This window comes from Streptomyces sp. NPDC031474, from assembly GCF_055581185.1.
Genome location: NZ_JBVIJX010000012.1, coordinates 133384 through 158305, shown reverse-complemented (window position 1 = coordinate 158305; position 24922 = coordinate 133384). Strand labels below are relative to the sequence as shown.

General features: G+C 71.6%; 19 protein-coding genes and 2 pseudogenes. 5 read left to right on the top strand and 16 right to left on the bottom strand.

The features are described from left to right. Positions 1-110 precede the first annotated feature (110 nt). On the top strand, positions 111-845 hold the full coding sequence (locus ACZ5SK_RS26105) for an NADPH-dependent F420 reductase (protein WP_468576634.1): 735 nt from the start codon (positions 111-113) through the stop codon (positions 843-845). A gap of 881 nt (positions 846-1726) precedes the next feature. On the opposite strand, the gene ACZ5SK_RS26100 is transcribed toward ACZ5SK_RS26105, so the two are convergent. The 7 genes and pseudogenes from ACZ5SK_RS26100 to ACZ5SK_RS26070 form a co-directional block, all read right to left on the bottom strand. After that, positions 1727-2560, bottom strand: coding sequence for a PIG-L family deacetylase (locus ACZ5SK_RS26100; protein WP_468576633.1), 834 nt, complete (start codon positions 2558-2560; stop codon positions 1727-1729). A 73-nt stretch (positions 2561-2633) separates the two neighbouring features. Then, positions 2634-3140: pseudogene (locus tag ACZ5SK_RS26095) on the bottom strand (FtsX-like permease family protein); the annotation flags it as partial. Positions 3141-3170: 30 nt separating this feature from the next. Continuing rightward, a pseudogene (locus ACZ5SK_RS26090) lies at positions 3171-3439 on the bottom strand (zinc ribbon domain-containing protein); the annotation flags it as partial. A gap of 95 nt (positions 3440-3534) precedes the next feature. Then, a complete protein-coding gene (locus tag ACZ5SK_RS26085) occupies positions 3535-4926 on the bottom strand; it encodes an acyl-CoA reductase (protein ID WP_468576632.1) in 1392 nt (463 codons plus the stop codon). Beyond that, complete coding sequence (locus ACZ5SK_RS26080; RefSeq protein WP_334574887.1) at positions 4923-6266, bottom strand: hypothetical protein; 1344 nt, start codon at positions 6264-6266, stop codon at positions 4923-4925. The genes ACZ5SK_RS26085 and ACZ5SK_RS26080 overlap by 4 nt, the downstream gene beginning before the upstream one ends. Positions 6267-6276: 10 nt before the next feature. Further along, a complete protein-coding gene (locus ACZ5SK_RS26075) occupies positions 6277-6990 on the bottom strand; it encodes an ABC transporter ATP-binding protein (protein WP_334574889.1) in 714 nt (237 codons plus the stop codon). 39 nt (positions 6991-7029) lie between these two features. Beyond that, positions 7030-8268: an ABC transporter substrate-binding protein gene (locus tag ACZ5SK_RS26070; protein WP_334574891.1), complete on the bottom strand. Its 1239-nt coding sequence runs from the start codon at positions 8266-8268 to the stop codon at positions 7030-7032. Positions 8269-8440: 172 nt separating this feature from the next. Here ACZ5SK_RS26070 and ACZ5SK_RS26065 point away from each other — a divergent pair, with 172 nt between their 5' ends. After that, positions 8441-11137 carry an ABC transporter permease subunit gene (locus tag ACZ5SK_RS26065; RefSeq protein ID WP_468576631.1) on the top strand — a complete coding sequence of 899 codons (2697 nt, stop codon included), beginning with the start codon at positions 8441-8443 and terminating at the stop codon, positions 11135-11137. A 61-nt stretch (positions 11138-11198) separates the two neighbouring features. Here ACZ5SK_RS26065 and ACZ5SK_RS26060 read toward each other — a convergent pair whose 3' ends face one another. From ACZ5SK_RS26060 to fabG, 5 genes are read right to left on the bottom strand one after another with little or no spacing between them, the layout of a single operon-like run. Further along, on the bottom strand, positions 11199-11993 hold the full coding sequence (locus ACZ5SK_RS26060) for an SDR family NAD(P)-dependent oxidoreductase (protein WP_334574893.1): 795 nt from the start codon (positions 11991-11993) through the stop codon (positions 11199-11201). A gap of 16 nt (positions 11994-12009) precedes the next feature. Beyond that, on the bottom strand, positions 12010-13218 hold the full coding sequence (locus tag ACZ5SK_RS26055; RefSeq protein ID WP_334574895.1) for an acetyl-CoA acetyltransferase: 1209 nt from the start codon (positions 13216-13218) through the stop codon (positions 12010-12012). Beyond that, positions 13215-14657: an OB-fold domain-containing protein gene (locus ACZ5SK_RS26050; protein WP_334574897.1), complete on the bottom strand. Its 1443-nt coding sequence runs from the start codon at positions 14655-14657 to the stop codon at positions 13215-13217. The genes ACZ5SK_RS26055 and ACZ5SK_RS26050 overlap by 4 nt, the downstream gene beginning before the upstream one ends. Before the next feature lies 1 nt (position 14658). Further along, positions 14659-15909 carry an acetyl-CoA C-acetyltransferase gene (locus ACZ5SK_RS26045; RefSeq protein WP_334574898.1) on the bottom strand — a complete coding sequence of 417 codons (1251 nt, stop codon included), beginning with the start codon at positions 15907-15909 and terminating at the stop codon, positions 14659-14661. Between the two features lie 35 nt (positions 15910-15944). Further along, positions 15945-16691: a 3-oxoacyl-ACP reductase FabG gene (gene fabG, locus ACZ5SK_RS26040; protein WP_334574900.1), complete on the bottom strand. Its 747-nt coding sequence runs from the start codon at positions 16689-16691 to the stop codon at positions 15945-15947. A 119-nt stretch (positions 16692-16810) separates the two neighbouring features. Between fabG and ACZ5SK_RS26035 the strand changes: the two genes are divergently transcribed. Further along, positions 16811-18037 carry an acyl-CoA dehydrogenase family protein gene (locus tag ACZ5SK_RS26035; RefSeq protein ID WP_334574901.1) on the top strand — a complete coding sequence of 409 codons (1227 nt, stop codon included), beginning with the start codon at positions 16811-16813 and terminating at the stop codon, positions 18035-18037. A gap of 563 nt (positions 18038-18600) precedes the next feature. Here the strand turns inward: ACZ5SK_RS26035 and ACZ5SK_RS26030 are convergent. Together ACZ5SK_RS26030 and ACZ5SK_RS26025 are read right to left on the bottom strand one after the other, a co-directional pair. Next, positions 18601-19203 carry a DUF2889 domain-containing protein gene (locus tag ACZ5SK_RS26030; RefSeq protein ID WP_468155952.1) on the bottom strand — a complete coding sequence of 201 codons (603 nt, stop codon included), beginning with the start codon at positions 19201-19203 and terminating at the stop codon, positions 18601-18603. Beyond that, complete coding sequence (locus tag ACZ5SK_RS26025) at positions 19200-20027, bottom strand: enoyl-CoA hydratase-related protein (RefSeq protein ID WP_334574905.1); 828 nt, start codon at positions 20025-20027, stop codon at positions 19200-19202. The genes ACZ5SK_RS26030 and ACZ5SK_RS26025 overlap by 4 nt, the downstream gene beginning before the upstream one ends. A 169-nt stretch (positions 20028-20196) precedes the next feature. On the opposite strand from ACZ5SK_RS26025, the gene ACZ5SK_RS26020 reads away from it, so the two are divergent. Beyond that, complete coding sequence (locus ACZ5SK_RS26020) at positions 20197-21000, top strand: FadR/GntR family transcriptional regulator (protein ID WP_334574907.1); 804 nt, start codon at positions 20197-20199, stop codon at positions 20998-21000. A 150-nt stretch (positions 21001-21150) separates the two neighbouring features. Beyond that, positions 21151-22332 (top strand): amidohydrolase family protein, encoded by a 1182-nt coding sequence (locus ACZ5SK_RS26015; protein WP_334574909.1) that lies wholly within the window; start codon positions 21151-21153, stop codon positions 22330-22332. Positions 22333-22367: 35 nt separating this feature from the next. Here the strand turns inward: ACZ5SK_RS26015 and ACZ5SK_RS26010 are convergent, their stop codons facing one another. Together ACZ5SK_RS26010 and ACZ5SK_RS26005 are read right to left on the bottom strand one after the other, a co-directional pair. Beyond that, a complete protein-coding gene (locus tag ACZ5SK_RS26010; protein WP_468576630.1) occupies positions 22368-23465 on the bottom strand; it encodes a serine hydrolase domain-containing protein in 1098 nt (365 codons plus the stop codon). Then, on the bottom strand, positions 23458-24921 hold the full coding sequence (locus ACZ5SK_RS26005; RefSeq protein ID WP_334574912.1) for a class I adenylate-forming enzyme family protein: 1464 nt from the start codon (positions 24919-24921) through the stop codon (positions 23458-23460). The genes ACZ5SK_RS26010 and ACZ5SK_RS26005 overlap by 8 nt, the downstream gene beginning before the upstream one ends. Position 24922: the final 1 nt, after the last annotated feature.

Below are 24922 nucleotides of genomic sequence, written 5' to 3'. Positions count from 1 at the left end.
GCCGGCCTGTCCGGGATCCGACGGGCCTGGTCGGTGACGGCCGGCTTCCAACCATCACCTCGTGCTGCCCCAGAAACCCGGGGACAACACGCCCCCAGAAGGAACAAATCATGAAACTTACTGTTATCGGCGCGGGTGCGCTCGGCGGCAACCTCGCCCGCAAGCTCACCACGGCCGGACACGACGTACTGGTCGCGGGCGCCCGGGGCCCCGAGGCCGTACCGGCCGAGGTGCTGGAGTCCGGAGCCCGCGCGGCGGACCTCGCCGACGCCGTCCAGGGCCGGGACGTGATCATCCTGTCCATCCCCTTCGGGCGGGCCGGGGAGCTGGCCGGCCTGTTCGCCGCGGTCCCTGCCGAGACGGTGGTCATCGACACTTCGAACTACTACCCCCAGCTGAGCGGGAACATCGACGCGGTCGACCATGGCCAGGTGGAAAGCCTGTGGAACGCCGAGCAGTTGGGACGCCCCGTGGTCAAGGCGTGGAACGCGGCCCTGGCCGGCATCCAGCAGACCAAGGGCGTACCGGCGGGCACGCCGGGGCGCATCGCCATACCGGTGGCCGCCGACTCGGCCGAGGCCCGACGCGTGGCGATGGGGCTGGTGGAGGACACCGGCTTCGACGCCTTCGACGCCGGAACGCTGGCCGACTCCTGGCGCCAGCAGCCGGGCACGCCTGCCTACTGCACCGAGCTGGACCTCAGGGAGCTGGAGGCTGCCCTGGCCGCGGCGGAGCGGGACAAGGCCCCGGGGACGCGTGACCGGCTGATGGAGCGTTTCGCGGCCTTCGCCTCCGCGCCCGCCCTGGAGGAGATCGTCGAGATGAACCGCTCCGCCCACCGCTGACAACCGGGGGTGCCGTCCGGTCGCCCCACCCTCACCCCACTGTCCCCGTCCGACATCCGGGCAGTAAGGAGACCCCCACCGTCATCACCGACGACCGCCGGCCACGCCAGATCGCCGAAAGCCCCACCCTGGACGATCCTCGCCTCCGCCTGCGCGCCCGCCCCCATGATCGCCGACCTGGTCGAGGAACTCGCGCACGGCACCGGCACGCGGCAGTTCAGCCCCAGCGTCCAGCGGCAGCCTCCGCGTCTCACCGCTACCGCACCAGCCGTCGCGACGACCGTCGCCAGAGCGCAGGCGAGCCGAAGTCGCTGACCAGCACACTCACGCACGCGAACAGCAGTGTGGCCCTACGGACGGGGGATGCCGCAGGGCCACACTCGCACCGTACCGCGTCTATCCGTTTCGCAGGGGCTAACTCTCGCTGAATGCCGATGATGTCCCCCGCCCTCGGCAACCCAGCGCGGCGGCGCTCGTGGATTCACTCTGCAGAGCGCTCTCGCCAGGAGGGACCAGGGACCGCTGACCATCCCGATCCTGGCCATCGGCGGCGAGTACAGCACCGGCACGGCCCCGGCGGAGGACATGCGCAAGGTCGCCGCCGACGTCACCGGCGTGGTCCTTCCCGACTCCGGCCACTTCCCGGCCGAAGAGGTACCGGAGCCGGAGCCCCTGACGAAGGCACTGCTGGACTTCCTGCTCTGACCGGGCAGGGCGACAGCGAGGACGAAGTCGCCGACGACAACTCGGGGGGCGCGCAGCTCTGTGTGGGGCACCCGCCTCAACGGCCCTGCCCGGGCGCGGGGGCCGGCGATCTCGTGACCGCCGCACGACCGGGGAGGACCACCCTCGTGATCAAGGGCCGTCGGTGGGCGGGCGGATCAGCGCAGTCCGGCGAAGAGGTCGTTCTCGGGCAGGGCCGCGCCGGTGGTGTCCTGGACGCGTACGAAGGTCTCGACGCCCATCAACTCGGTGAACTTCGCCTGGCCCATCCTTAGGAAGAAGATGTTCTCCCCCTGGCTGGCATGCGCGGCCAGCGCATCGAACTTCTGGTCGCCGAACGCGGCGGTGTCCACCCAGGTGGTGATCTCCTCGTCGGGGAGCCCGATCTCGGCCAGCGCGGCGGCCTCGGCGGGATCCGGCTCCTGTACTTCGCCGCCGAACTCGCGCATGACCTCCCCGAACCGCTGCATCATCGAGCGGGGCGCTGTCGTCCAGTACACCTTCGGTGTCGGCTCGGTCATCGCCAGCGCCGCCATCGTGATGCGGTTGGCCTGGATGTGATCGGGGTGGCCGTAGAAGCCGTTCTCGTCGTAGGTGACGACCACATCGGGCCGGTAGCGCCGAAAGAGTTCCGCGAGTCGGGCAGCGCCCTCCTCCACGGGTGTCTGCCAGAAGGATCCGGGCGCGTCATTGGTCGGCCAGCCCATCATCCCGGAGTCGCCGTAGTCCAGCATCTCCAGGTGACCGACCTTCAGGACTTCGCAGCTTGCCTCGAGTTCTTGACGCCGCATCAGGGCGACGGCCGCCGGATCATGCCCGGGATCACCCGGTTTGACACCCCCCGGTCCATCGCCGCAAGCGCCGTCGGTACATGTCACGAGGACCGTGCGGATGCCCTCCGCCGCATACCGCGCGAGGACGCCCCCCGTTCCGGTGGCCTCGTCGTCGGGGTGGGCGTGTACCGCCATGAGCGTCAAGGGCCGGTCATTCATGAAAACAGTCCTCCAGTAGGAAAAAGCCTCGGACCGAGTCCGCGGCCTGCGTATGAGCGGTCGCCCCTCAGTATCAGATGCCGGACGACCGGGCATACCGCGGCCGCCGGTCTCTCGGCCGGTGCAACAGCGACGGCCGGACCTGCTGTTCCCGCCGCCCACCGGAACGCCCTCGGCCCTTGTGGGTCGAGGGACACATCGGGCGGCATCCGGCGACCGGCTTCGCCCTCCCCCTACTCGCTGCGTGCCGCTTCGGGGCCCGTGATCCGTCTGAGCAGCGGCATCGTGGAGGCGATGCCCCCAGCGAGGCGACCAGCCCGGTGAGCACGATCGCGTAGTACTGGATCCCAGGTGCCCGGATGGAGTAGTCGAACTGTGCCTGGACGAACAGCTGGGCGGCCAGGAAGCCCATCCCGATCGCCACCACCGCGACCACCAGGAGCGGGACCGCGCTTTCCAGCAGTACCACCCTTCGCAGCACCCCGAGCTGTGTGCCGGTCAGCCGCAGCAGGCTGAAGGGGCGCTTGCGGTCGCGCAGGCCCCCGGCCACGCTCACGGCCAGGCTGCAGCCGGCGATGGGGAAACTGACGAGGTTGACTTCCTCCCCCGCCTAGCGGCGGGGGTTTCCAGCGGTCGCCCGCTGGGTTTCCTGCTTCACCGACGACCGCCCCGTCCGGGAGGACTCCCGTTGAGGTCTTACACCGTCTCCACAGGCAGACGCCGCCAGCCCGCGGTCAGAATGCTGCGTGCCGCGTTCACGTCGCGGTCGTGCACGGCGCCGCAGTCGCACGTCCACTCACGGACGTTGAGCGGCAGCTTCTCGCGGACCGTGCCGCAGGCCCCGCACAGCTTGCTGCTGGGGAACCAACGGTCGATCACCCCTTCCGAGTGAAGCACGACAACAACTTCACCGACATGCTGGACTGACATCCGCGTGCACGAGCCTCCTGGCGAGATCAGGGCGCAGTGCCGGATCACTCGTCGTTCACCCAGCGCATGAGCCGTTGCAGTGGGTAGAAGCCGTCGTGGGAGAGGCCCGGTGGCATGCCGCCGGCTCTGCCGAGGGAGACCACACGTTGTACGCCGGCGCAGGCGAGGGCGTCGCGCAGTTCCGCCTTGCGGGGGTCGGGGTACACGCCGACCGTCTGGGTGGCCACCCCGGCGTGCGTGACGGCTTCGGAGAGTACGGCGACCGGGACGACGTTGACGATCTTCCCGTCGGGGTGGAAGTCCACCGGTTCCGGGGAGCGGATGACCAGGCCCCGCCCGTCGTAGCCGCCCCACACCCGGTAGTCGGGCGTCAGTGACCGCAGGACGTCGATCTCCTCGCGGAGCTCACCGGGGACCTTCGGGCCGTCGGCCGAGCTGAACTCCCGTGCTGTTCCCAGGCGTTCGCACAGCAGCGCGGCGTAGCGGTCGGCGTCCTCCTCGGTGCCTTCGACGAACTGGAAGCGGCTGGCGACGCATGCCTGCTGGTTGAAGAACGTGGCGTCCACGGCCCCCGCGTCGGCCGCCCGTGCCAGCGACTCCGGCGAGTCGAAGGCCTCGCGGCCGATCAGGGAGATGGACGTCTTGGGGTCGAAGGAGACGAGCTCGAATCCGGGACCGACGTATTTCAGCGCCCCGCGGATGGTGGCCTCGCCGCCCCAGGCGACCAGTTTGTCGAAGAACTGCGGGCGGAACAGGACGCTCTCGACCCTCTCGTCGCCGCCGCGCCAGTACACCGCCGAGAAGGAGCGGACCACCGGGTGGCCGGGAGCCACGCCGGCCATCGTGCGCAGGATCGCGGTCGCCGTGAACAGGTCGTTGGAGGGCAGCTTCAGCAGGTTGACGCCCTTGGTGAGGGCTCCGCGCACGACGGACATCGCGGCGACGCCGGGGGCGTTGCCGGCGATGATGTGCACGAGACGGGGCGGGAACGCACGGGTGGCCGCGGTGCGGCCCTCGGGCAGCCGCACCTCGCGCCAGCCGTCGAGCACGTCCGCGCCGCCGAGTTCGTGGTCGATCTGCGCGTACAGGCCGGGGCGCTGGAAGGTGCGCCACAGTACGGCGTAGGCGTGCTCCAGCACCTCCGCGGGGAGCGGGCTGACCCGGGCCATGCGGTCCAGCGCCTCGGCGAGCAGGCCCGCACGGTCCGCCTTGAGGGCCTCGCCGGTCTCCACCAGCAGGTCGACGATCTCCGCGACGGGCACCTGGAAGGCGGGGCCGGGTTCGGTGCGGGGCCACACGAGGCGGTCCAGGTCGAGCGCCGGTGCGGTGAAGGCGGCGTCCGCGCGGCCGTGGGCGGTGTGCGGGCCGGCGTCGACCTCGCCGCGGATCACATGGGAGACCGCCACCGGGTCCGCCGCCGTTGTCGTGGGCCTCATCCGTGGATCATCCCCCGTACATAGGAGTCGAGTGTCGCGGCGCAGGTGATCTTGTCGTCGCCGCCGAGGTCGCCGTAGCGCCGGATGTCGGGCAGGACCGTCGGTCCCGTTCTGCCGCAGTCGCACGGGGAGAAGTCCACGTAGACCCGGTCGCCGCTGATCAGCCCGCCCCAGCGGCCGGAGAGGGAGACGTCCAGGAAGGCGAACCGGCCCTCCACGACGCCGAGTTCCGTGTTCAGGAGTCTCTCGCCCGGCTCGTCGAGGACGAGGGGGATCACCCACGGCGGTAGGTGGTAGTTGCCCTTCTCGCAGGCCGGACAGGACCCCTGGAGCTCCGTCATGCCGTAGCTGCGGACGCGCCGTACGCCGTCGTAGAAGGCGGCGAACTGCGCCTGGTAGTCGTCGGGCAGCGCGCGGCCCTTGTTGCCGCCGCCGCTGAGCACGAGGGTGTCGGGGTGCAGACTCCCGTCGGGTACGCCGCGGGCTCGCAGGGCCTGGATCAGCGTGAACTGCTGGTTGTTCATCCCGGCGATCAGCAGCGGCTCGTCGCGGTGCGCGGCGATGTCGTCGACGATCCTGGCCATGGCCGCGCCCAACTCCTCCTCACGGGCCTCGGACGCGGTTTCGAAGGAGCTGATCTCCTGCGGGGTCGCGGTGCCTTCGGCCATCCGGCGGCGCAGCAGCGCACTGCTCATCAGCTCGGCGACCCGCATCGGGTCCTCGGTGAGCAGCCGGGTCCGGCCGGGCTGGGCGAAGACGTCCGCGTGCCACCGGAAACCGTCGATGGAGCGCATCGGGCCGCCGGCCGGCGCAAGCAGGTAACCGCGGCGGGTGGGCTTCGGCGGGAGCGGATCGGGCCAGCAGGTGAGGTGCTCCAGGATGTCGCGGAGGAAACTCAGGTCGCTCGCGTCGCAGTTGAGGAAGGACACCTTCCCGGAGGTGCCGCTGGTGATGTAGGGCCGGTGTCCGGCGGCCGTGATGCGCCTGGTCCACTCGTCGATGTCGCGGACGCCGTCCAGGTCGACGTCGTCCGCCTCGACCGCGGACACGGTCGTGTACCAGCGCAGGAGCCGGTCCCACCGGCCGGCGGTGATGAGGGAGACGGGGTACGACTTGTAGCTGGTGTGGGAGAACAGCAGCGGTACGAGGTCGTCGAGTCCTGTGATCTCGTGTACGCCGCTCTCCCGCGCCCTGGTGCGCAGCAGCGGGATGCGCTCGCGGTGGACGGCGAAGGCCTCCCGGGCGGCTTCGAGTTGCAGCTTTCTCAGGTCGTCGGCGGGCTGGTCGAAGGGGTCGGCGGACCGTACCAGGGAGCGGATCTGTTCGCGTGCGCTGAGCACAGCACCCACCTCAATCAGTCGTGGCGGTTGTCTTTGCGGCGAGGTAGGACGATTCGATCGCGTCCAGATCGCCGCGCAGTTCCTTCGGGGTGCCGGTCATGGTGATGCGGCCGCGGTGCAGGACGTACACACGGTCCGCGATGTCCAGCACCTTGCGGACGTGTTGTTCGACCAGCAGCGCGCCCAGGCCGCGGTCGGCCGCCTCGCGCACCGAGCGCAGGAGACGGTCGACCACGATCGGGGCGAGACCGAGGGACAGTTCGTCCGCGAGGAGCAGCTTCGGGGCGCGGCACAGCGCGCGGGCCAGCGACAGCATCTGCTGCTCGCCGCCGGACAGCATGCCCGCGCCGGTCTTCAGTCGTTTCTCGAGCTCGGGGAAGAGCTCCAGGGCCTGCTGGGTCGCCACTCGGCCGACGCGGAGGTTGTCCGCGGTGTCGAGCCGGGTGAAGACGGCCCGCTCGCCGACGTACGCGAGGCCCTGGCGGGCCCGGCGGTGCAGCGGTGCGCGGCCGTTGTCGCCGAGCCAGCGCACCTCGCCGGTCATCGGGGCCAGGTCGCCCGAGAGCACCCGCAGTGTCGTGGTCTTGCCCGCGCCGTTGGGGCCGAGCAGGGCGACGATCTCGCCGGGGCGGACCTCCAGGTCGAGTTCGCGTACGACGGGTTGGGTGCCGTATCCGGCGGACAGGGCGCGGGCTTCGATCAGGGGTGGCCCGGGGTCGTGCACGGACGTTCTCCTTTGCTCGGGCTCCGGTGCGTCGGACGGTCAGCCTGCCGACATGGCCGTCAGCACCTTGCGGACGTCGACGAAGGTCGAGCCCTCCTTCGCCCACTCGATCTTCCCGTCGCGGATGGTCAGTTCGGTGGCGGTGGTGTTGTGGATGCGGTCGAGTCCCTTGATCGGCAGGGCGGTCGACGCGTTCCAGGTCAGGGGCGGGGTGAGACCGCCGGTGTCGATGCCGGAGGTGGTGTTCAGTTCCTGCACCAGGGCCGTGGACGAGATCGCCGTCAGCTTCCCGGCCGCCTCGGTGAGGACCTTGAAGGCCACCCAGGTCGTCTCGTTCGCGCCGTTGCTCGTGTCGATGTCCGTGCCCTTGGCGGCAGCGACGAAGTCCTTCCAGACGGCGTCGGAGGTCGGCGGGTAGTAGCCGGTGATCGCGGCGCCCTCCAGCGGGCTGCCGCTGCCCCCGGTGGTCTCGGCCAGTGCGGGGGTGAGGTTGCCGACGACGCTGCCGAGCCTGGTCTTCGCGCCGGACTGTATGTACGCCTTCACGAACAGGTCCGAGTGCGTGCCCAGGATGACGCTCACGCAGTCGCTGCCCTTGGTGGCGGCGGCGACCTGCGGGGCGAGGTCGGTGGCGGTGACCGGCACCTTGAGGTCCTTGGGCGCCGTGCCTCCGGCGGAGGTGGCGCCGAGGGTGAGGAACTGCGAGACGATGGCGGCGGCCGCGAGGTCGTACCGTACGCCGGAGATCTTCTTGCAGCCGTCCTCCACCAGCTGCCGCCCGTGGGCCGCGAACACCGCGGGGGTGCCGCCGTTGACGGGGAACGACAGGGGGTTGGAGAACTCCGCCGCCGAGACGCCGGTGCCGCCGATGTACGGGATGCCGGCCTTTTGCAGGATGGGCATGTAGCGGTCGCCGGCGAGGCTGTACGAGCCCACCACCGCGACGACCTTCTCGGCGACCGCCTGCTGGGCGCACTTCTCGGCCTCGTCGGGGTCGTTCTTCTCGTTGCAGGTGAGCACCTTCAGCGGGCCGCCCTTGATGCCCCCGTTGGCATTGATCCACTTCTCGTAGGCCTGGGCGGTGAGCCGGACGCCGGGCTGGGCGCTGCCCTGGGTGTCCTCCGGGTTCCAGACCATCACCTTGACCGGCGTGCCCTTCAGGGAGGAGGTCTCCGCGGAGCTGCCGGACGCCTCTCCCCCGCAGCCGGCGGCGAGCAGGGCTCCGGTCACCGCGAGACAGCTCGCTGCGGTGGTTCTGCGTCGGCGTGAGTCGTTCATGGTTCCTCCGCGGGGCGGTGGGGATCTCCCCGGATCGAGCGAAGTCGAGATCTGGGGGAGCCCGATGGGCGTCGTCGAGATGCCGAACAGCATGAAGCCGGGACATTCGTTAGTGAAGTACTCTGGACACAATTATTTAAATAATTACTCTGTCTGTCTGGAGGTGCCACAGATGGACGACGTTCTGCGTTTCGCACTGCTCGGCCTGGGGCTCGGAGCCCTTTACGCACTCACCGCGCACGGCATCGTGCTGGTCTACCGGGGCTCCGGGGTCCTGAACCTCGCGCACGGCGCGATCGGGATGGCGGGCGCCTATGTGCAGTGGGAGCTGGCCGCCCACCACGCTGTCCCCTACTGGCCCGCCACCGCGTGCGGGGTCCTCGCCTCCGCGGTGCTGGGCGTCCTCACGCATCTGCTGGTGCTGCGCCCGCTGCGCCGCGCGTCCGCCCTCGCCCGGCTGGTCGGCACGCTGGCGGTGTTCATCGTGCTCACCGCGATCGCCCTCAAACGCTACGGCGGCGACCTGCAGTTGGTGCCGGGCAAACTGCCCGCCCGGCTGCTGACGATCGCCGGGGCGACCGTCTCCGAGGACCGGGTGTGGCTGCTCGGCATCGCGGTCGTCGTGACCGCGGTCCTCCATCTCCTCTACAAGCGCACCCTGTTCGGCCTGGGCACCACCGCGGTCGCGGAGAACGAGGGCGTCGCCGCCTCCCTCGGCTGGTCCCCCGACCTGATCGCCACCGGCAACTGGGCGCTCGGCTCGGCGCTCGCGGGACTGACGGGCATCCTGATCGTGCCGGTCATCGGTCTGTCGGTGACCGGGCTGACCACCCTCCTGCTGAGCGCGCTGGCCGCCGCCCTGGTCGGCAGGTTCTCGTCGTTCCCCGTCACGCTGGCGGGCGGTCTGGTCATCGGCATCGTGCAGTCCGAGCTGACCCGCTTCGGCTCCGACATCACCGGCCTCGCCTCGTCGGTGCCCTTCCTCTTCATCGCCCTGGCGCTGGTCGCCCGGGGCCGGGCGCTGCCGCTGCGCGGCACGTTCCTGGACCGGCTGCCGGCCCTGGGCACCGGCAGGGTGCGCCCCGTCCCGCTGGCCGTGGCCGTCATGGTCGGGCTGGCGCTGGTGAGCGTGTCGACGCCGCTGTGGGCCGACGCGATCACCAACACGCTGGTGCTGTCGCTGATCATCCTGTCGATCGTCGTGGTCACCGGGTACGCCGGGCAGGTATCCCTGGCGGCCTACGCCCTCGCCGGGACGGGTGCCTTCATCGCGGGGCACGCATCGGCCGACTGGGGCTGGCCGTTCGAACTGGCCCTGTTGGCAGGGGTGTTGGGGACGGTGCCGATCGGCCTGCTGTTCGCGCTCCCGGCGGTCCGCACCCGCGGCGTCAACCTCGCGATCATCACCCTCGGGCTCGGCGCCACCCTGGAGGCGATGGTCTTCCAGAACACCGGCCTGTCGACGACCCCGGGCAGCGACGGCATCGCGGTGGGCCACCAGACGCTCTTCGGGATCAGCATCTCCGGGGTCGACCATCCACAGCGGTACGCCGCCGTAGTGCTCGCGCTGTTCGTGGCCGCCGCTCTCGTCGTCGCCAACGTGCGGCGCAGCCGCACCGGCCGGCGGCTCGTCGCCGTACGCGCGAACGAGCGGGCCGCCGCCGCCCTCGGCATCGATGTGCGCGCGGCCAAGCTCTACGCCTTCGGCCTCTCCGCGGCCATCGCCGCGCTCGCCGGAGTGCTCACCGGCTTCCGGTCCACCTCGGTGGTCTTCTCCGACTTCGCCTCCTTCGACTCCATCACCGCGCTCGGGCTCGCGGTCATCGGCGGTGTCGGCTTCCTCGTCGGCCCCCTGTTCGGCGCGACCTTCGCCGCGGGCACGGTGGGCGCCCGGTTCGGGGACCTGGTGCTGCCAGGGCTGAGCGAGTGGATGCCGCTGATCGGCGGGATCGTCCTGGTGCTGACGCTGGTGGGCAACCAGGACGGCATCGGCAAGGAGGCCGGCCGGCAGGCGGAGACCGTCCGACGCCGGCTGTTCCGGCAGCGCGACACGGTCACGGCCGCGGCGCCCACGGCGGAGGAGACGGTCGTGCCGCGCGCCGCGCCGCTCCCCCTCCGGGTGCGGAACCTGACCGTCCGCTACGGCGGTGTCGTCGCCGTCGACGAGCTCTCGCTGGACGTCGAGCCGGGCCGGGTGGTGGGGCTGATCGGGCCCAACGGCGCCGGCAAGACCTCCGCCATCGACGCCGTCACCGGCTTCACCCGGGCCGCGTCCGGGGGTGTACGCCTCGGCGACCGGGAGGTGACCCGCATGCCGGTGCACCGGCGGGCCGCGGCCGGCCTCAGCCGGTCCTTCCAGTCGCTGGAGCTGTTCGAGGACATGTCCGTGCGGGACAACCTGTACGCGGCCTGCGACCGCCCCGGCCGGTGGGCGTGGCTCACGGACCTGATCCGTCCCGGCAGCCGCCCGCTGCCCTCCCATGTGCTCGTCGCCGTAAGGGAGTTCGGTCTCCAGGACGGTCTGGACCGGCCGGTGGGCGATCTGTCGTACGGGGAGCGGCGGCTGCTGGCCATCGCCCGCGCGGTGGCGGCCTCCCCGTCCGTGCTGCTCCTCGACGAGCCGGCCGCTGGCCTGTCGGACGACGAGACACGGGAACTGGCCCATCTGGTACGGCGTCTGGCCGAGGACTGGGGCATGGGGGTGCTGCTCGTCGAGCACGACGTCGACATGGTCATGAGCGTCTGCGACCAGGTCGTCGTGCTGGACTTCGGGCGCCGGATCTGCGCCGGTACGCCCGAGGAGGTACGCCGTGATCCTGCCGTCAGGGCGGCGTACCTGGGCGACCTGGAGCCGGAGACACTGTCCTGAGCGGCGCGGACGGCTCGCCGGCGCCTCCCTGACCGGAGGCGCCGGCGAGCCGTCCTGTTGTTCAGGCGTCCCGCAGCTCCGCGACATAGGGGGCGTGGGAGAGCAGCCCGCCGTCCACGCGCAGGGTGTGCCCGGTGATGAAGGCCGACTCGTCGGAGGCGAGGAAGACGACCGCCGCGGCGACGTCCTCCGGGCGTCCCAGGCGTGGCGTGAGGTGATGGCGCAGCATCGCCTCCCGGATCGCCCCGTGCGCCGAGCCGGAGCTCGCCGGCGTGACGATGAACCCGGGCGCGACGGCGTTGCAGCGCACGCCCTGTTTGCCGTACTGGGTGGCGACGTACTGCGTGAGGTTGATGAGGGCCGCCTTGGAGGCGCCGTACGCGGGATTACGCAGGTCACCCGCGAGCCCGGAGCCGGACGAGGTGTTGATGATCGAACCGCCGCCGCGGGCGATCAGGTGCGGGACGGCGGCCTGGATGGCGACCATGGTCCCGCGCAGATTGATCCGCATCGTGTCGTCCCAGACCGCCGGGTCGGCGTCGGCCACGGCGAGGTCCTGCCGGGCGGCCAGGCGGGTGGCCGCCGCGTTGTTGTGCAGGACGTCGAGGCCGCCGTACGTCTCGACCGCTGCGGCCACCATGGCCCGTACGCTGTCGACGTCGCCCAGGTCGACGGTGAGCGCAGTGGCGGATCCTCCGGCGGCGCGGATCTCCTGGGTGACCGCCTCGGCGCCGTCGGCGTTCAGGTCGGCGACGACCGTGTGCGCTCCCTCCGCCGCCACGCGGCGTGCGGTCGCCGCGCCGATGCCGGAGGCGGCCCCGGTGACGATCGCGATCTTGCCCTGGAGTCGCTCCATGGCCGAACCGCCTTTCTCAGGCCGACAGTCGACTGCCGACGACGGACACGAAGGACACACATTCGCCGGGGCCGCCGCCGAGGTTGTGGGTCAGGGCGAGCGACCGCCCCTGCGCCAGGGAGGACACCGTCCGCTCGGGCGGCGCCTCGCCCCGCAACTGCAGCCATGCCTCGAACATCATGCGCAGACCCGAGGCGCCGATGGGGTGGCCGAAGGCCTTCAGTCCGCCGTCCGGGTTGACCGGCAGCGAGCCGTCCAGGTCGAACGCCCCACTGGTGACGTCCTTCCAGGCCTGGCCGCGCTCGGAGAAGCCGAGGTCCTCCATCAGCACCAGCTCCGTGGGCGTGAAGCAGTCGTGGACCTCGGCGAGCGCGAGCTCGGCGCGCGGGTCGGTGACGCCCGCCTGCCGGTAGGCCTCCTGGGCGGAGGCCACGACCTCGGGAAAGGTGGTGAAGTCGTACTCGGGGTCGAGGAGCCCGTCCGCCGGGCCGGCGACGAGGGACAGCGCCTTCACGAAGATCGGCTTGTCGGTGTACCGGTAGGCGTCCTCGGCGCGTACGACGATCGCGGCGGCCGAGCCGTCGGAGACCCCCGAGCAGTCGAACACACCGAGCATGCCGGCGATGATGGGGGCCGACCGGATGCGCTCCGCCGGCACCTCCTTGCGGAACTGCGCACGCGGGTTGCGGGCCCCGTTGACGTGGTTCTTCCAGGCGATGCGGGTGATGACGTCCTTCATCTCCTCGCCGGAGAGCCCGTACTTGGCCGCGTAGGCGGGGGCGAGGAGGGAGAAGTTGGCCGGGGCGGTGATCTCGCCGCGGCTGTCGTCGCCCGCGCCGGGGATGGCGGTGCCCGACAGCCCGGACATCCCGGAGTCCTTGAGCTTCTCCACGCCGACGGCCATGGCCACGTCGTACGCCCCGGACGCGACGGCGTAACAGGCGTTGCGCAGGGCCTCGGAGCCGGTCGCGCACATGTTCTCCACGCGGGTGACCGGCTTGTGGGGCAGGCGCAGCGCCCGGCTCAGGGTCAGGCCGGACACGCCGGACGCCTGCGTGCCGAACCAGAACGCGTCGATGTCGTCGAGGGTGACGCCGGCCGAGGTCACCGCCTCGCCCACGGCGTCCACCAGCAGATCGTCGGCCGAACGGGTCCAGTGCTCGCCGAAGGGCGTGCAGCCCATGCCGACGATGGCGACCCGGTCCCGGATTCCGTGCGAGCTCATCCGTGTGTCTCCTCGGTCTCGCCGCCGGTGCGCACCGGCCGGGCTTTCCAGAAGTAGTTGTGGATCCCGGCGGCGGTCACCGTGCGCCGGAACGTCATCTCGACCCGGGCGCCGATGACCGCGTCGGCCTCGGTCGCGTCGGTGAGCTGGCAGCGGAACCGGCCGCCGCCGTCGTAGTCGACGACCACGACGAGCATCGGCGGACTCGGGGTGTGGGCCAGCCGGTCGACGGTGAACGTGGCGACCGTGCCGCGCACCTGCTCCATCGGCTCGTCGGTCATGGCGTCGACGCTGCGGCAGGAGACGCACACCCGGTCCGGCGGCAGCTGCCGGGTGCCGCACTTCTCGCAGCGGGAGGCGACGAAGCCGTACTTCCAGGCGGTGCGGCGGTGGGCGGGCGGGGCGTAGGGCGGTTCGGGGTCCGGCCGGCGGGGCGGTTCGCGGTCGAGGAGGCCGCGCCAGGACAGGTACGTGGCATACGCCATGGGGGCGCTGCCCGCGGCGATCTGCGCGGCGACCGGGCGGACGCTGCGGTGCGCGGGGAGCGCGTCGGTGGTGCGCAGCAGGACGACTCCGGCGCCGTCGCCGAGCACGACGAGCGCGATGATCTCGCCGGGTGCGGCGCGGTCGAGGACGTCGGCGAGGAGCAGCCCCGGCTGGGCGGTGCCGGCGTTGCCGATCGCCGTGGCGAGGTCCGGGGTCACTGCCTCGGGACGCGTGCCCGCCGCCCGCCGTACCGTCGCGCACGCGCGTGCGTGCAGGCCGGAGACGACGAGGTGGTCGATCGCCCCGCGGTCCAGCCCCGCCTGCTCGAGGGCGGCGGTGAGCGCCTTGTCCGCGAGGGACACATAGATCTCCTCGGCGAAGCGTTCCTCCCAGACCCGGGAGGCGGGGGCGCCGGGCAGTCGCCAGCGTTCGAGGATCTCGTCGCTGACCGTGTCGTGGGCGAGGAGTTCGGCGATGACGGGGGCTCCGTTGCGGTGCCCGCCGAAGACGAAGGCCGCCGCGCCGTCACCGCCCGCGATCTCGTCGCTGCCGCCGGGCAGGCCGGTGCGCAGGTCGGACAGGACGGTCAGGGTGGGTATCGGCGAGCGGGCGGCGGTGACCAGCGCGCCGAGACCGGAGCGTACGGAGCCTGCCATGTCGGCGGCGAGCACGTGCTCGTCGAGGCGGAGCGCGGCGTGGACCGCGGTCGCGTTCGTCTTGTCCAGGTAGGCGGGCGCCGCGGTGGCCAGGAAGAGCTGGCCGATGCGGGGGCGCAGGCCGTCGCGGGCCAGGGCCATGCGGGCCGCCTCGACGGCCATGGACGTGGTGTCCTCGTCGTAGCCCGCGACCGCGCGGGTGCCGCGGCCCGCCGGTGTCCCGAGCGTGGCCGCGACATCGGCGCGGGCGAGGCGGTGGTACGGCACATGGGCGCCGTATGCGATCAGTCCGGCCATGTCAGCGTCCTCCAGTGGCGTGGGGTGCGTGCGTGGGCCGTTCGAAGACCGCGGCCAGGCCCTGTCCGCCGCCGAGGCACATGGTCTCCAGGCCGTAGCGGGCCTGGCGGCGGTCGAGTTCGCGCAGCAGGGTGGCGAGGATGCGGCCGCCGGTGGCGCCGACGGGGTGGCCCAGCGAGATGCCGGAGCCGTTGACGTTGAACCGCTCGAAGTCGGTGTCGGTCAGGGCCCATTCGCGGGTGCAGGCCAGCACCTGGGCGGCGAAGGCCTCGTTGAGTTCGAGCAGGTCGATGTCGGCGAGCTTCAGCCCGGCCCGCTCCAGGGCCCTGGCCGTGGCGGGCACCGGCCCGATGCCCATCGTCTCCGGCGGCACGCCGACGACGGCCCAGGAGAGCAGGCGGCCCAGCGGGCGCAGGCCGAGCTCGGCGGCACGTTCGGGGTGGGTGACGACGCAGATCGCCGCGCCGTCGTTCTGGCCGCTGGCGTTCCCGGCGGTCACCGTGGCCTCGGGGTCCTGGCGGCCTAGCACGGGCCGAAGCCCTGCGAGTTTCTCCAACGAGGAGTCGGGGCGCGGGTGTTCGTCGGTGTCGACGACCGTCTCGCCTCTTCGGCCGCGTACGGTGACGGGGACGATCTCGTCGGCGAAGCGGCCCTCCCGCTGGGCCGCGACGGCCTTCTCGTGGGAGCGCAGGGCGAGTCGGTCCTGCTCCTCGCGCGAGATGCCGTACGCGCGGCGCAGGTTCTCGGCGGTCTCCAGCATCCCTCCCGGCACCGGGTGGTTGACGCCGCCCGATGTGACGCGGCCGCGGGCCAGCCGGTCGTGCAGCGTGGCGCCCGTGCCGCGTACGCCGAAGCGGACGTCGGTGGTGTAGAACTCGGCCTGGCTCATGGACTCGACGCCGCCGGCCAGGACGAGGTCGCTCGCGCCGGTCTGCACCTGCATCGCGGCGGTGATGATCGCCTGGAGTCCGGAGCCGCAGCGGCGGTCGATCTGGAGTCCCGGCACCTCGACGGGCAGACCGGCGTCCAGGGCGGCGACGCGGCCGATGGCGGGCGCCTCGCCGTTGGGATAGCACTGACCGAGCAGGACGTCGTCCACGGCGGCGGGCGGTATGCCGGTGCGTGCCAGCACGGCGCGCACGACCGTGGCGGCGAGTTCGGCCGCCGTCACGTCGCGCAGGACGCCGCCGTAGCCGCCGACGGGAGTACGCAGGGGTTCGCAGATCACGGCGTCACGGAGGAGGGCGGGCATCGGGCAGGCCTTTCGTCTCGGCGCGGAAGCGGAGGTCACATGTACCGGCCGCCGGTCACCTCGACCACGGCTCCGGTGACGTAGCTCGCCATGTCGGAGGCGAGGAAGAGGACGGCCTGGGCGACCTCGGCGGGTTCGCCGGCGCGGCCCAGGGGGATCTCGGCGAGCTTGGCGTCCCAGGCGGCCCGGGGCATCGCCTCGGTCATGGCGGTGCGGATCAGGCCGGGCTGTACGGCGTTGACGCGGACGCCCGCCTTCGCGAGTTCCTTGGCGGCTGCCTTGGTGAGGCCGACGAGTCCTGCCTTGGCGGCGCTGTAGTTCGTCTGGCCGAAGTTGCCGACCTTGCCGGCGATGGAGGAGATGTTGACGATGCTGCCGCCCTGTCCGTGCGCGCGCATCGCCTCGGCGGCGTAGCGGGTGCCGTTCCAGGCGCCGGTGAGGTGGACGTCGATCACGGCGCGGAAGTCGGCGAGGGGCATCTTGCGCAGGGTCGCGTCCCGGGTGATCCCGGCGTTGTTGACCATGACGCCGACCGGTCCGAAGGCCTCGGTGCAGTGGGCCACGAGGGCGGCCACCTCGTTCTCGTCGGTGACGTCGCAGCGCAGCGAGGTGGCGGGCACGCCGTGCTCGGCCAGGCGTTCGGCGGCCTCGGCCGCGGCGTGCTCGTTGATGTCGCCGAGGACGATGTGCGCGCCCGCGGCGCCGAGGACTGCGGCGATCTCGAAGCCGATGCCCTGTGCGCCGCCGGTGATCACCGCGTTGCGGCCGTCCAGCAGTCCCATGTCAGCCCGCCTGTCTGCCTCTGACTCGACGCCATTCCCGTTAAATAGATAACCTATTATGCTGAAACAATCAATACAGCGATGAGCTGTGCGGGCAGGCCGACAAGGAGCGATCACAGGTGGACATCAGCTATCCCCCGGAGACCGAGACCTTCCGCGCCGAGGTCGGGGAGTTCCTCGCCGAGGCGCTGCCGCCCGACTGGAAGGGCATCGGCGCGCTGGACGAGGCCGCGGCCTGGGCCTTCGCCCGGGACTGGCGCCGCCGGCTCGTCGAGCGCGGCTATCTGTCCCTCACCTGGCCCGAGCGGTACGGCGGCCGCGGCCTGTCCAAGCTGCATCAGGTCGTCCTGATGGAGGAGCTCGCGCTGGCCGGGGTGCCGTTCGGGCTGCCGCAGGACACCTTCGGTGTGAAGATGCTGGCGAACACGCTGCTGCGCTGGGGCACGGAAGAGCAGAAGAGCCGTTTCCTGCCGCGGATCCTCGGCGGCGAGGACACCTGGTGCCAGGGGTACTCGGAGCCGGACGCGGGCTCGGACCTGGCCTCCCTGAAGACGCGCGCCGTACTGGACGGCACGGAATGGGTGATCGACGGACAGAAGGTGTGGACGTCCGGCGCCCATCACAGTGACTGGATCTTCGTCCTGGCCCGTACGAACCGGGACGCGTCCAAGCACCGCGGGATCTCGTTCCTCCTTGTGCCGCTGGACCAACCCGGCGTCGAGGTACGGCCGTTCCGCATGATGAGCGGGCAGCTGCACTTCAACGAGGTCTTCTTCGACGGCGCCCGCACCCGCGCGGATCTCGTCGTCGGGGGCGTCGACAACGGCTGGACGGTCGCCCAGAGCCTGCTGGGCGTCGAGCGCGGGGAGGAGGCGGCGACCAACCCCATCCTGTTCCGGGCGGAGGTGGAACGCCTCGTGGCACTGGCCCGCCAGTACGGCAAGGACCAGGATCCCGTCATCCGGCAGCGGATCGCCTGGTGCTGGTCCAAGGTCGAGATCATGCGCTGCCTCGGGTACCGGATCCTCACCGGCTGGCTCAAGGGCGCCGAGCCGGGTCCCGAGTCGTCGATCGCCAAGCTGTACTGGAGCGAATACCACACCGAGGTCACCGATCTGGCGATGGACATCATGGGCCTGCACGGCCAGGTTCCGGTCGGCCGGCAGCCCCTGCGCACCTACCGCACCGACGACCCCGGCGCCGCGAACTCCTCGGCGTCCTGGTCGACGACGTACCTGATCGCCCGCTCGGGCACGATCTACGCGGGCACGTCCCAGGTCCAGCGAAACATCCTCGCGGAAAAGGTCCTGGGCCTCCCCCGCGAACCACGCCCGAACGCCGCCTAAAACCCAACAGACCGAAGCCCCAACCCCCCTGGGCGGCGCGGGGCGGGGCGGCGCGGCGCGGGGCGGGGCGGCGCGGCGCGGGGCGGCGCGGCGCGGGGCGGCGCGGGGCGGGGCGGCGCGGGGCGGCGCGGGGCGGGGCGGGGCGGGGCGGGGCAGGGGGGCAGGGGGGCAGGGCGGGGCAGGGCGGGGCAGGGCGGGGCAGGGCGGGGCAGGGGGGCACACAAAGGCCAGCTCCCGACCAGGTCCGCGACCTCGACCCGAGCCCGCACCGCTCCGCTCCGAAGCGGCAGGACCGCCAAGGACGACCGAACCCGTCAGGGCCGCCGGCGCGCCTGAAGGCGCCCAGCCCCCGAACCAGGTCCGCAGCCCGACTAGGGACCGGACCCGCCAGGCACCACCGAACCCGTCAGACGCACCGAACCCGACGCAGGCCACCGGACCGTCAGGGGCGCCGAACCCACCAGGGGTCGTCGGCGCACACAAAGGCGCCAGGCTCCCGCACCCGGGCCGGCGCGGCCCGACCTGCCAGGAGCCGCCGGACCCGTCAGAGACCGCCCGACCCGTCAGGGGGCGCCCGGCCCGTCAGGGAGCGCCGGGGGCTTGAAGGTGTTGAGGTTTGGGACTGGGCGGGGGCCTGTGCCGGGGCGCCAGCCTGCGTCGAGTTTTCGCAGGCCCACGCCGTTCGGCGCCCAGATGTGGCAGCTGTTCAGGACGCCCGCCGTGGCGCGCGGGTTGTGGACCGGTGCGCCGTCGGCTGCGCGGCGCAACGCGCCCGCCGAGATCGCCGCCTGTACGACCGCGGGGCCGAGGGCACGGCTCAGCTCGTACAGGTGCGTGCAGCCGGAGACACCCCGGAAGCGCTCCTGGATCGCCCGGTTGTATCCGGCGGCGACGCCGAGCCCGACCAGGCCGTCGAAGACCGGCGCGATCAGCGGGCACTCCGCGTGCGGGAAGGTCCGCATGTCCGCGCCGGCGGCCGTGATCACCATGTCGTCGAGGCGGACCCGTACGGTCAGGGTCATCCGGTGGACGACCCCGCCCGGCGGCGCCTCCCAGGGGCGCTCGTCGCGCAGTTCCGCCTCGACGGAGATCTCGCCCCCGCCCTCCTCCTCGTGGGCCGTGACAGTGATCGTGCGGCGGTGCAGCGGCAGATCGGCGCGGCTCATGACGCGCTCTCCGCCGGCTCCGGCGCCGTCTCGCCGAGTCCCGCGAACTGCGGCCGCCGGCGCTCGATGAAGCTGAGCACGCCCTCCCGGTAGTCCGGGGCGCGCTTGGCCACGGCCAGGAGCGCGGCCGCGCTGTCGCTGCTCTCGGTGAAGGTTCTCGCCTGGTCGTCGGCGAGCTGCCGTTTGATCAGCGACATCGCGTACGGGCTTGCCGTGCGTGCCAGTTCGGTCGCGTACGCCAGCGCCGCCGGGAGCAGTTCCTCCGGTTCGGCCAGGCGGTTGACCAGGCCCATCGACAGGGCCTCCGTGCCGGTGACGCGGCGCGAGGACAGCAGCAGGTCGGCGGCGTTGCCGTGGCCGACCAGCCGGGGCAGGATCCACGACACGCCGTCCTCGGCCACCAGCCCGCGTGCGCTGAAGGCGGCGGCGAACTTGGCGTGGGGCACCGCGAACCGGACGTCGCACATCAGCGCCTGATTGAACCCGATGCCCGCACAGGCCCCGTTGACGGCCGCCACCACGGGCTTCGGGAAGGTCATGGGACGGGTGCGCGGCGGCAGCTGCCCGGTGGGCCACGGGCGGGCGCCCGACGACGCCCCGTCCAGCACGCTCATGTCCATCCCCGGGCAGAAGCTGCGCCCGGCGCCGGTGAGCACCACGGCCCGTACCCGCGGATCCGCCTCCGCCCGGTCGAACAGCTCGTTGTAGAGCAGCTCCATCTCCAGCGTCCAGGCGTTGTGCCGCTCGGGACGGTTGAGAGTGAGGAGCATGACCCCGTCGGGGTTGAGTTCGGTGAGGATCACCGGGGTCGGATTCTCGGTCATCGAGGTCACTCCCACGGACGCCCGTTGGCTTATAGCTAGATGAATCATCTATATACCCAACGATGGCCGGGACACCAGACCAGGTCCGCGGAAGACAAGATCATCTATACCTTGACCTGGTACCCTCGATGCACTAAGACGATTCATTTTGCTATATGAGGAGCCCACCGTGGCCGAGGCTGCCCGCGCAAGCGAAACGGCGACCGTGCCCGCCCCCGCCCGCACCCGCGTCGGACGCCAGGTGCGGGTGCCGAAGACCGCCGAACTGGTCGCGGCCCACCTGCGCCGCCAGATCGTACGGGGCGAACTGAAGCCGGGCGACGCACTGCCGCCGGAGTCGGGACTGATGGAGCAGTTCGGCATCTCCCGGCCGACCCTGCGCGAGGCGTTCCGCGTGCTGGAGTCGGAGTCCCTGATCACGGTGCGCCGTGGCGCCCACGGCGGCGCCCGGGTGAGCGCGCCCGACGCGGACGTCGCCGCCCGCTTCGCCGGCCTGATCCTCGAATACCGCGGCGCCACCCTGGGCGACATCTACCGCGCCGCGGCCGTCATCGAACCGCCCTGCGCCCGCCAACTCGCCGCCAAGCACACCGCGGACGACATCAAGCGACTGCGTGACGCGGTGGCCGCCGAGAAGGCCGCCCTGGACGACCCGCTCACCCTGGTCGACGCCCAGGACGCCTTCCACGCCCTCCTGGTGGAGCTCACCGGCAACCAGACCCTGATCCTGCTGTGCAGCATGCTGCGCAACATCATCGACCGGGCCAACGCCTCGTACACCGCGGCCGCGACCGACGCCGAGGCCCAGAAGACGCAGGCCCTCAAGGGACACCGGGCACACGTACGGCTGGTCGGCCTGATCGAGTCCGGCAAGGCGGACGAGGCCGAGAAGCTGTGGCAGCGGCACATCTCCAGCGCCGACGACGTCGTGAACGCCGCCGGCCCCAAGACGGTGCTCGAACTCATCGACTGAGGCGACCGCCGCACCGGCGGGACCCAAGGGCGAATCCCGCGGACAGGACCCGCGGGCAAGCCTCTCCCCACGAACCCCTTGCCTCCGAGAAACAGTTAGATAATTATAGAAGGCGTACTGAATAGCTCCTGGGGTCCGGAGGCGACGGCCATGGCCGAACAGCGCAAGCGCATCTTCGACTGCGACCAGCACATGTACGAGGAGCGGGACTCCTTCACCCGCTACCTACCGAAGGAGTTCCTCGGTGCGGCGGTCGCACCGGTGACGCTGCCGGACGGGCGGGAGGTGATCCTCGCCGGGGACCGGATCGTCGTATGTCTGGAGCCCGAGTTCGGGCAGGTGTACCGGCCCGGTTCGCTGAAGGAGATGCTCAAGGCGATGGCCTCGGGCAATCCGGAGGAGACATACCAGTTCGAGCCGATGCACGAGTCGTACCAGAACCGCGAGTCCCGGCTGCGGGTCATGGACGAGCAGGGACTCGACCAGACGATCATGTACCCGGGCGGCTGGGCACTGGTCGCCGAGGAGTACGTGAAGGGCGTCGAACCGCTCTACGCCAACTACCACTCGTTCAACCGCTATATGAACGAGGTGTGGGGCTTCGACCACCAGGGCCGCATCTACGCGCCCGCGCTGCTGTCCCTGCGCGACCTGCCGAGCGCGGTCAAGGAACTGGAGTACGTCCTGGACCAGGGCGCCCGCTTCATCCTGCTGCCCACCGGCCCGGTGTACGGCCGCTCGCCGGGCGACCCGTACTTCGACCCGTTCTGGAAGCTGGTCGACGAGGCGAAGGCGAGCGTCTGCTACCACATCAGCGAGTTCTACTACAACTCGCAGGTGGCGCCCTCCTGGGGCTTCGACCCGCACCCCATCCACTTCCGGATGTCGGCGTGGCAGTGGCAGAACACCTACGGCCAGCGTCCCATCGAGGAGACGCTGTCCGCGCTGATCTTCGACAACCTCTTCGGGCGTTTCCCGAACATCAACGTCCTGGTGTCCGAGTTCGGCTCCGAGTGGGTGCCGCACTTCGTCCGCCACATGGACAAGAGCCGAGGCATGGGCCGCAACGGCCCCTGGATCGGCGGGCAGTTGGACGAGCGGCCGAGCCAGATCTTCCGCAAGCACATCCGTGTGGTGCCCTACCCCGAGGACGACATCGTGGGCGTCGTCAGGCGGCTCGGTTACCACGAGTCCATCGTCATGGGCTCCGACTTCCCGCACGCGGAGGGCCTGGCCGCCCCCGGCGACTTCCGCAAGCTCATCGCGGAGCTCGACGAGTCCGCGCAGGACGACATCATGTACAACAACGCCCAGCAACTGATCAGCCGCTGAGCGTCGCAGTGCCCCCGCCTGGCGGCGGGCCCGGTCTAACCGACCAGGCCCGCCGCCAGGTTCGCGATGTCGGTGACAAACGCGGTACCGCGCGGCGAGTGGTCGTAGCCGGCCAGCGGGTAGCCGTTGCTCAGACAGGCGAAGGACAGGCCGGACTCCGGGTCCATGAAGCCCAGTTGGTACGCCGCGCCCGCGCTGCCGAAGAGCGACGGCGAGCCCGTCGACGGCAGGTTGCTCCCCGCGTCGGGTCCGGCCACGGTCACGAACAGCCCCATGCTCGTCCGGCGACCGCCGCCGCCCCCGTAGATCTGCTCGCCGTACGGATGGCCGGTCAGCCGGATCCGTGTGCCCTCCGCCACCGCCCCGGGTCTCCACAGCCCGGAGTGGACCAGCGCCTGGAAGTAGAGCGCGACGTCGGCGGCGGTGGCGACCAGGGCGTGGCTGGGTTCGCCGGCCGCCAGGACCTTCGGGTCGGACAGGTACCAAGGACCCCAGGGGTCGGGTTCCCGGCCGTCGTCGGTGCGGTCGGTGGCGAGCATCGGGGCGACACTGCCCGGCTGCCGGTCCACCGGCACGCCCAGCTCGATCGACGTCAGGCCCAGCGGCCGTACGACCCGCTCGTGCAGGTAGTCGGCGAAGGCGAGGCCCGTGCGCCGCTCGACGATCTCGGCGATCAGCCAGGCCGCCGAGGTGAGGTGGAACTGGAACCGGCTGCCGGGCGGGTGGTCCAGCCGCCAGCGGCCGAAGGCGGCGAGCCGCTGCTCGCGGTCGAGCATCTTGGGGTACCCGAGGGGCGCGAAGGGGAATCCGGCGGTGTGCGTGAGCACCTGCTCGACCGTCACCGTCTCCTTCCCGTTCGGCGCGAACTCCGGGATGATCGCGGCGACTTGCTCGCCCACGTCGAGCAGCCCCTCACCGATCAGCTTCCACACCACGCCCGCGACGATCGACCGTCCGACGGACTGGAGGACGTACCGGGTGCCGGGGTGGGCGTCGCCGTAGGTCTGGAAAACCACCAGCCGGCCGTCGTGGGCGACGGCAACCTGGGCCGACGGCAGGGGGCCGTGCTCCACCTCCAGGCGGATGCGGCTCAGCAGGGTGTCGAGTCGCTGTGGGTCGACGGGGTCAGGCACGTCTTCCTCCTTGGTACGGCTCCCGCAGACGACGGCGTACGACCTTGCCGTTGGCGTTGCGGGGCAGGTCGTCCACGAACCACCAGCGGACGGGGACCTTGAACCCGGACAGCCGGGCACGGGTGTGACTCCTGAGCGCCGCGGGATCCGGCGGGGTGTCGGGATCGGCCGGTACGACGAAGGCGACGACGGTCTGCCCCAGCCGCTCGTCGGGGACGCCCGTCACCGCCGCGTCCGCGACGCCGGGATGAGCGGTCAGGACCGTCTCGACCTCCAGCGGATGGACGTTCTCGCCGCCCCGGATGATCATGTCGGTGCGGCGGCCGACGAGGTAGAGATAGCCGTCCGGTGCCACTCGGCCCAGGTCGCCGCTGTGCAGCCAGCCCTCGGCGTCGATCCGGAAGAAGTGGTCGGCGCGGGCGTGGATCTCGCCGACGCCGTCCGGTCCGATGTCGTCGACCCTGAGCTCGACCCCCGGGGCGGGACGCCCCACGGAGCGCAGCAGTTCGGTGCGTCCGGCGACCGCCTCCCGGTGGTCCTCGGGGGTGAGCACGCTGATCGGCGAGCCCTCGGTCTGGCCGAACATGTTGAGCATGCGGACGCCGGGCATCGCCTCGTACGTGCGCCGCAGGGTGCCGGGGCGGATGGGCGCGCCGCCGTACTGGAGGGTCCGCAGGGTCTCGTGCCGTGCCTCACCGGCCGCCAGCAGGGTCTCCAGCATGGCCGGGACCATGCTCGTGTGCGTGGTGCCGAGGTGCCGCAGCAGGCCCCAGCCCTCGACGGTGAAGCGGGGCAGTCCGGTGATCAGCGCGCCGGCGGCGAGGGCGACGGCGATGTTGCCGAGGCCCGCGATGTGGTGGAAGGGCGCGCTGCCGCCGTAGAAGCTGTCGGGGTCGACCCCGCACAGCCGCCCGTTCACGCGGGCTCGGGCGGCCAGGCGCCGCTGGGTCATCGGGACGGGTTTGGGCAGGCCCGTCGTCCCGGAGGTGTGCAGTACGGCCGCGAGTTCGTCGGGTCGGGCCGTCAAGTCCCGTGTGGGCGTATGCAGTTCGGGCACCACGGCTACCCGTCGGCCGGAGAGTTCGGCGACCTGGTGGGCGAGCTCCGCGAACTCGGGCTGGGCCAGCAGGATGTGAGCCGGTAGTTCCTTGACCACGCGGGCGATCTCGTGCGCCGTCATCCGGACGCCGAGGGGTGCGAGCGGATGGCCGGATCCGGCGCCGCCGATCACCAGCGCGAGCGCGTCGGCGGAGGTGGCGACGAGGGCGGCCACCGGGGCGCCGGGCGCCAGGCCGAGGGTGTCCAGCCAGCCGGCCGCTCCCGCCGCCCGGTCGAGGAGTTCGCGTCCGGTCCAGGTCAGGTCGCCGAACCGGACGGCGGGGCGGGGGTGGTCGTAGGCGCGGTTCACCATCGTGGTCCAGGTGGCCGTCTGCCCCGGCTCCTGCGCGGCAGCCACC